This window comes from Microbacterium rhizosphaerae (assembly GCF_034120055.1).
Taxonomy (GTDB): domain Bacteria; phylum Actinomycetota; class Actinomycetes; order Actinomycetales; family Microbacteriaceae; genus Microbacterium; species Microbacterium rhizosphaerae.
Window position 1 is genome coordinate 1,227,538 of sequence record NZ_CP139368.1, and the last position, 6,707, is coordinate 1,234,244.

At 72.0% G+C, this 6,707-nt stretch carries 7 protein-coding genes; 5 read left to right on the forward strand and 2 right to left on the reverse strand.

Going from position 1 to position 6,707, the window contains the following annotated elements:
* Entirely contained in the window at nucleotides 1-951 is a 951-nt protein-coding gene (locus SM116_RS05410) for an AraC-like ligand-binding domain-containing protein (protein ID WP_320943435.1), read from the reverse strand.
* A gap of 72 nt (nucleotides 952-1,023) precedes the next feature.
* Here SM116_RS05410 and SM116_RS05415 point away from each other — a divergent pair, with 72 nt between their 5' ends.
* Together SM116_RS05415 and SM116_RS05420 are read left to right on the forward strand one after the other, a co-directional pair.
* Nucleotides 1,024-1,383, forward strand: coding sequence for a YidH family protein (locus SM116_RS05415; RefSeq protein ID WP_320943436.1), 360 nt, complete (start codon nucleotides 1,024-1,026; stop codon nucleotides 1,381-1,383).
* Between the two features lie 7 nt (nucleotides 1,384-1,390).
* On the forward strand, nucleotides 1,391-1,738 hold the full coding sequence (locus tag SM116_RS05420) for a DUF202 domain-containing protein (RefSeq protein WP_320943437.1): 348 nt from the start codon (nucleotides 1,391-1,393) through the stop codon (nucleotides 1,736-1,738).
* A 15-nt stretch (nucleotides 1,739-1,753) separates the two neighbouring features.
* Here SM116_RS05420 and SM116_RS05425 read toward each other — a convergent pair whose 3' ends face one another.
* Nucleotides 1,754-3,763 carry a primary-amine oxidase gene (locus tag SM116_RS05425; RefSeq protein ID WP_320943438.1) on the reverse strand — a complete coding sequence of 670 codons (2,010 nt, stop codon included), beginning with the start codon at nucleotides 3,761-3,763 and terminating at the stop codon, nucleotides 1,754-1,756.
* Between the two features lie 106 nt (nucleotides 3,764-3,869).
* Between SM116_RS05425 and SM116_RS05430 the strand changes: the two genes are divergently transcribed.
* From SM116_RS05430 to SM116_RS05440, 3 genes are read left to right on the forward strand one after another with little or no spacing between them, the layout of a single operon-like run.
* On the forward strand, nucleotides 3,870-4,463 hold the full coding sequence (locus SM116_RS05430) for a TetR family transcriptional regulator C-terminal domain-containing protein (protein ID WP_320943439.1): 594 nt from the start codon (nucleotides 3,870-3,872) through the stop codon (nucleotides 4,461-4,463).
* A complete protein-coding gene (locus tag SM116_RS05435) occupies nucleotides 4,460-5,176 on the forward strand; it encodes an alpha/beta fold hydrolase (protein ID WP_320943440.1) in 717 nt (238 codons plus the stop codon). The genes SM116_RS05430 and SM116_RS05435 overlap by 4 nt, the downstream gene beginning before the upstream one ends.
* 40 nt (nucleotides 5,177-5,216) lie before the next feature.
* Nucleotides 5,217-6,290, forward strand: coding sequence for a winged helix DNA-binding domain-containing protein (locus SM116_RS05440; RefSeq protein WP_320943441.1), 1,074 nt, complete (start codon nucleotides 5,217-5,219; stop codon nucleotides 6,288-6,290).
* Nucleotides 6,291-6,707: the final 417 nt, after the last annotated feature.

Genomic DNA, 6,707 nt, shown 5'->3' on the forward strand with positions numbered 1-6,707 from the left:
TCAGTGCGTCGCGCGGAACTCGCTCGGCGAGACCCCGAACGCCGATTTGAACGCTCGGCTGAAGTGCGCGGCATCCACGAATCCCCACCGGGCGGCGATCGCGGCGACGGGCCGGTTCGCGAGCACCGGGTCGATGAGGTCGCGACGGCACTGCTCGAGGCGGCGCGTGCGGATCCACGTCGAGACGGTCGTCGCCTGCTCCTGGAAGAGGCCGTGCAGGTGCCGGGTGGAGATGTAGTGGGCGGCGGCGATGGATGCCGGTCCCAGATCGCCCGAGGCGAGGTTGCGGTCGATGTGGCCGCGGATCTGCTGCATGAGCGCGCGGTGGGGGTCGGCGGTCTCGCCGTCGAGCCCGAGCTCCCGGGCGAACAGCGTCGTCACGAGGTCGAGCGCGGTGTGCGCGAGCCGGGCACCGGTGGTGCCCGCGAACTGGTCGAGGTTGAGGGCGAGCTGCGTGAGGTACGGCGTCACGACGGAGCCGAGCCCCTCCGACCCCGAGATGCGCACCGCGGTGAGCTGGCCGACCATGTCGGGCGGCAGTGCGACGAGGTGCCGCGGGAACATCACGACCATCGTGCGGAAGTCGTCGCCGAAGGCCAGGGTGTATGGGCGGCTCGTGTCGTAGACGGCGAGATCTCCGGGGGTGAGGACCGCCTCGCGGCCGTCCTGGATGAGCAGGCCCGAGCCGGCGATCATCAGGCTGACCTTGAAGTGCGGACGATCGCCCCGGGCGATGAGCTCGGGAGTGCGCTCGACGACGTGGTCGGTCGCACGCACGTCCGACACGTGCACCTCGTCGACGCCGGCGCCGCGGATCATCCCGCGGAATCGGTCGGGATGATCGCTCGACACCTGCAGCGGCACGAACGAATCGTTGACGGCGGTCCGGAAGTCGCTGATGTTGTGGGCGATCATCGTGGTGAGCGCGTCATCGACGAGAGTCGTGGACATGGAACCACCTCGTTCCTCGGGAGTGGGCTTGATTATATACGATCCGCCGAAGCGTGGCGATAGGCTGACGGCATGTCCGACTCGCGGTTTCCGAAGTCCGTCTACGGCGTCGGCGAGGAGCCGGACCCGCGGTTCAGCCTCGCGAACGAGCGGACGTTCCTCGCCTGGATCCGCACGTCGCTGGCGCTCGTCGCCGTCGGAGTCGCGATCGAGGCGCTGGCGGTGCCCATCCACGCGGTCCCGCGCTTCATCGCGGCGATCCTGTTCATCCTGCTCGGCCTGATCTCCGCCTGCTACGCGTGGCTGAGCTGGAGCCGCACCGAGCGGGCCCTGCGGCTCGCGCGAGCGCTGCCCGGGCTTGCGATCGGCACGATCCTCGTCGCGGGGCTCGTCCTGGCGGTCATCGTCGTGGTGATCGGGATGTTCCTGTGACGGCGCGATGACCGATTCGCCCCACAGCCGCCCGTTCGACCCGGGACTCCAGCTCGAGCGGACCCTGCTCGCCTGGCGCCGCACCTGCCTCGCGCTCGCGGTGGGAAATGCGGCCGCGATCAGGTATCTCGCCGTGCTGCTGGGGCCGTGGGCGATGATGATCGGCGTCGCAGGGCTCGTCCTCGCGCTCGTCGCGTGGGTGCTGTGCACGGTGCGATACCGGCGGGCGCACCGCCGGCTGAGCGAGGCCGCCGAGCTCGTCTCGAGCGGGAGACTGCCGCTGCTCATGGCGCTGTCGGTCGTGGCCCTCGGCGTCGCCGCCGCCGGCCTCACGATCCACATCGCCCTGCGCTGACTCACCCGGACCTCCTCAGCAGGAGCACGCCTCGCCGCCGCAGCATCCCGACTCGCCGTCGGCCCGGTGGGCCTGGATGGCCTCCGGCACGTCCATCGCGGGGTTCACGTCGAGGAAGCCGTACGGCTTGAACCAGAACCCGGCGTAGTCGACGGGCATGATGGGCCAGTCCTCGGGGCGCGGGATGTGCGTCAGCCCGAACGTGTGCCACAGCACGAAGTCGGTGCCGTCGAGCGAGCGGTCGTCGGCCGCGTAGGCGGGCAGTCCCGCCCCGCCCTGGTGGGCATTGGGGTAGCGGCCGCCCGGCCAGCGCTCGTCGCGGTCGTATGCCGTCGCCCACACGTGCTTGGTCGCGAACGCCGCGCGGGCCGCGACCGACGACTGCGGGTCGGCCAGGAGCAGTGCGGTGGGCTGGGGCAGCAGGTGGTAGGCGGTCGGCCGCCCGACGCGGTTCACCCGCGATGAGGACTGCACCTCCCACACGCGGGCGACGGATGCATCCGCCTCGCGCTGCGCCTCGAGCTCCGAGCGCAGCGGGGTCTCGGTCCACGTGAACGCGTTGCCGAACTCGTTGCCCGGTCCCATCGGGATGCGCGCCGCGTCGATCTCGACGAGGCGGTTGTCCTCGCCGTCGATCGCGACGTCGAGGCGCGCGCAGAAGAGGTGCTGGTGCACGGGCGCGAAGACGCCGGGCGCGATCTCCGGGGCGTGCCGGTTCGCCGAGCCCGGGATGCCGGCGCCCACGAACACGATTCCCGTCGCCTTCGCCTCGACCTGGATCGACCCGTCGAGGTAGAAGTACCAGAAGAAGCCGTAGTCGTAGTTGCCGATCGTCGCGAAGTACGAGACGACGAGGCGTCGCGAACGGCGCACCTGCGCGCCGACCGGCCCCATCTCGGTGTGCTTCCACAGCACGCCGTAGTCCTCCTCGTGCATGCACACGACGTTCGGGATCTTGACGGCGTGGCCGCGGTCGTCGGCGACGTAGCCGTCGAAGTAGCGGATGACGCCGAGGCAGTCGCAGCCGAGCTGCAGCGGATTGGCGTTCTTGCCGAGGAGGTACTCGCCGGCGTCGAAGTAGCTGATCCAGAAGCGCGTCGGCGACGTGTCGCCGTACGGCACCACCATCTCGGGCACGCTGGCGCGGGCGAGCACCGAGCGGTCGTCGAACGAGACGTCGCTGAGCACCAGGCCCTCGCGCGCGTTGAAGCCCACGCGCAGCGACCACTTCTCCCACTCCACCCGTGAGCCGTCCACGCGGAAGCTGGGCCCCTCGGGCTGTGTGATCTCGATCGGCTTGAGGGAGGTGCGCGCGGGACCGACCGCATCCGGCGTGTACTTGCCGCTGCCGGCCGGAACGGGGATGTCGCCCTCGTCCTCGATGCCGATCACCTCGTTCGTCACGAGGTCGATGTGCACGATGAGCCCCTCCACGGGGTGGGCCCACGGGATGTCGTCCTCGGAGTCGCGCAGGAACGTCAGCGAGCGGATGATCCGGCGCCCGACCTCGTTCTCGCGGCCGACGAAGCCCGGCGCGAGCGGGCTGCAGAAGGCGAGCTCCCTGCGGTCGTCGAGGCCGCGACGGCGCATCGCCGCCTGCCACTGCGGCGAGGCCTTGACGATCGACTCTGCGCGCTCGTACTCCTCGAAGAGGTACTGCGGCTGACCGTAGGGCGCCTCGGAGGCGCGGTGCGACCGCTGCGACACGACCTCGCCGCGGGTCACCGACACGACGGCCTCGACGACCTCGCCGGTCGCGGCATCCATGAGCGTCACGTCGACACGGCGGTCGATCGGCGCGCCGGGGACCCACGCCGCCAGCTCCTGCTTGGTCGGCTCGTCGGGCAGGAGCATCGGCACGCGCGTCGTCTCGGTGAGCAGCCCTGCGGACACGAGGATCGCGCGGGCGGCGTCGATCTCGGCGCCGGTCAGCGGGTCGTGCGGATGCGGGGCCCCCGACATCTCGGCCTGCACGGTGGCGGTGGCGGCGGCGGCGGTGGCGGCGGGATGGTGCTCGTGCGACATTGCAGACTCCTCGGTGGACAGGCCACTTGTTTGAGCGATCGCTCAATAATAGGGTGGGACAGCGCCGGATGTCCAGTGATCCCGTGCGAGAGGGGATGATCGGAGGATGCCGAGACTGGTCGACCGCGACGAGCGCCGTGCGCTGATCGTCGACGCATACCTGCGGATCGTGTCGCGCTCGGGCGTCGCGGCCGCCACGAGCCGCGCCCTCGCGGCCGAGGCGGGGATCTCGACCGGCGCGCTGTGGCACTACTTCGACGGGTACGGAGATGTCGTGCGGGCCGCGTTCCAGCGCGTGTACACCCAGACCAACGAGCGCATCGCGGCCGCCGGCGTGGGTCGACGCGGCCTCGCCGCGCTCGACGCGATGGCGTTCGACATCCTTCCCCACGATCCCGCCACCCGCGACGAGGCCGTCGTCGTCGTGAGCTTCTGGGGGCTGCTGCCCGCACACGGAGAGTTCCGCGAGCAGGCGCGGACGGTCGAGGCCGACTGGGGGAGGCAGGTGTCGACCCACCTGCGCGAGGCGATCGACGACCGCGAGCTGGTGCCGTCGACACCGGTGCCGGTGCTGACCGATGCGCTGCTCGCCGTCTACGAGGCGCTGCAGCTGCGCGAGGTCCAGGGCTCCCCGACGGCGCGGCCCGAGCGTCAGCGCGCACTGCTCGACCATCTCATCGCGCCCTGGCGGGCATCATGACGGCGCTGTACGTCCGTCGCGTCGCCGCGGCGGCGCCCGCATCCGGGCCGCCGGTGCTGCTCGTGCACGGGCTCGCCTCGCGTGGGCGCGTCGACTGGCCGGACGCCGAGTGGGCGCGACCTGTCTCGGCGGCGGGCCGCGACGTCCTCGTCGTCGACCTCCCCGCGCACGGCAGGTCGGACCGGCCGCCGGCCCCGCTGTCGGCGGCGGACATCGTCGATCTCCTCTCCGAGGTCGTGGACGACGCGGGCGGCGGCGTGGACGTCGTCGGCTACTCGCTCGGGGCCCGGCTCGCATGGTCGCTCGCCGCGCGCGGAGCCGTTCGTCGGGCGGTGCTCGGCGGGCTCGAGCCCGTCGACCTGCTGCGGCGGGTGGATCTGGAGGCGGCGCGCACGGCGATCGCGGGCGGGCCGGAGCCCACGGACCCCCTCACGCAGGCCGTCGCACGGATGGTGCGGCTTCCCGGCCTGGACCCGGAGGCGGTCCTCGACCTCGTGCAGGGCATCGCCGCCGACCCGTTCGACCCGCGCGCCGACCCGCCGCAGATCCCCGTGCTGCTGCTCGCCGGGGTGGACGACCCGGTCGTGCGCGGGCTCGAGGGGCTCGCCGCGGTGCTCCCGGATGCGCGCATCCTCCGCGTGCCCGGTGACCACCTGACGGCCCTCCACACCCCGCAGTTCCGCGCGGCGGCGTGCGAATTCCTGGGTCTGTGAGGCGCCCGCCGATGTCGTGACCTCCTGCCATCATGGGCGGGTGGACCTCGCGACCCTCCGAGCGGAGCGCCTGCGCTCGCAGCGGCTGACCGCCCCGGCGGCGACGATCGTGGATGCGGCCGCGCACATGCTCGCCGTGCAGAGCCAGGAGTTCTGGGGCGGCCGCTGGGCGCTCGCCATCCGCACCCAGGGCGATCCGACGATGCGCGACATCGACGCCGCGTTCGATTCCGGCGCGATCGTGCGCACGTGGACCATGCGCGGCACGCTGCACACCATCCCCGCGCGGGATCTCGCGTGGGTGCTGCAGGTGACGGGGGAGCGGCAGCTGAGGCAGGCGGCATCCCGACATCGCGCCCTCGGTCTCGACGCCGAGACGATGCTGCGCGCCGAGGGTGTCGTGCTCTCCGTCCTGGCCGGAGGCGGGCAGGCGAGCCGGCCGGAGCTGTTCGCCGAGCTCGAGCGGCAGGCGGGCATCGATCCGACCGGGCAGCGGGGCATCCACATCCTCTACGCGCTCGCGGTGCGAGGGCTCATCTGCCAGGGACCGGTGATCGAGCGCGCCACGGGCATCGCGCGCGAGCAGCGGTTCGTCCTCGTCGAGGACTGGGTGAGGGATGCCGCTCTCCCCGCCGATCCGCTCGCCGAGCTGTTCCGCCGCTACATCGACGGCCACGGTCCGGCCGGCGCCGAGGACTTCGCGTGGTGGTCGGGGCTGCCGGTCACCGTCGCCCGACAGGCGGCGGCCGCATCCGGTCTCGACACGGTCGAGGTGCCCGGCGGCGCGGTCGGCTGGGTGTCGACGCCGCGCCCGCGGCGATCGGGGCAGACCGAGGTCTTCGCGCTGCCGCCGTTCGAGGAGTACTTCATCTCGTACGCCGACCGCACGGTGCCGTGCGCACCGGAGTTCCTCGCGCCCGTCGGACCGGGGTCGAACGGGATGGTGCGGCCGATCCTCGTGGCGCGCGGCGAGATCGTCGGGGTGTGGACGCACTCGCTCGCCGTGGGCCGCCACCGCGACGACCCCGTGCCTCAGCTGCTCGCTCCGGGCGCGGCGACGGATGCGGAGATCGCCGCCGCGTTGGAGCGGTACGCCGCCTTCGTCGCGGGCTGACCCGCGCGCCGGATCGAGGGGTGCCGGCCCGCACCGACATGGCATTTCTCGGCCTCGGCTATGCGCGCACCATGTGCGCCCTCTGCGATTGCCTTCAGGGCGGCGTCCCCGCCCGCCCGGAAATCCGGCGGACGGGGCCGCACTGACGCCGGGACGTGCGCATTCCGCAATCGGCATGTCGCGCGTGACCTTCGGAATTCCGCGGCCGAGCGCGACGCGAACGGTTCGGGAATTTATGTATCAGGGGTCTTGACGGGTGTTCTTCAGGGGCGTAAACCTGCCATCTGTATCCGCGTGCAGGGCGCGGATGACGCTGGTGGTACTGGGCTAGGGGAGGCCTTGGTGCACACGAAGTCGGCTGGAGCGGCGTCGCGCGCCGCGAAGAGGTCGCGGGGCCCACGGGCCTACGGCCTGATC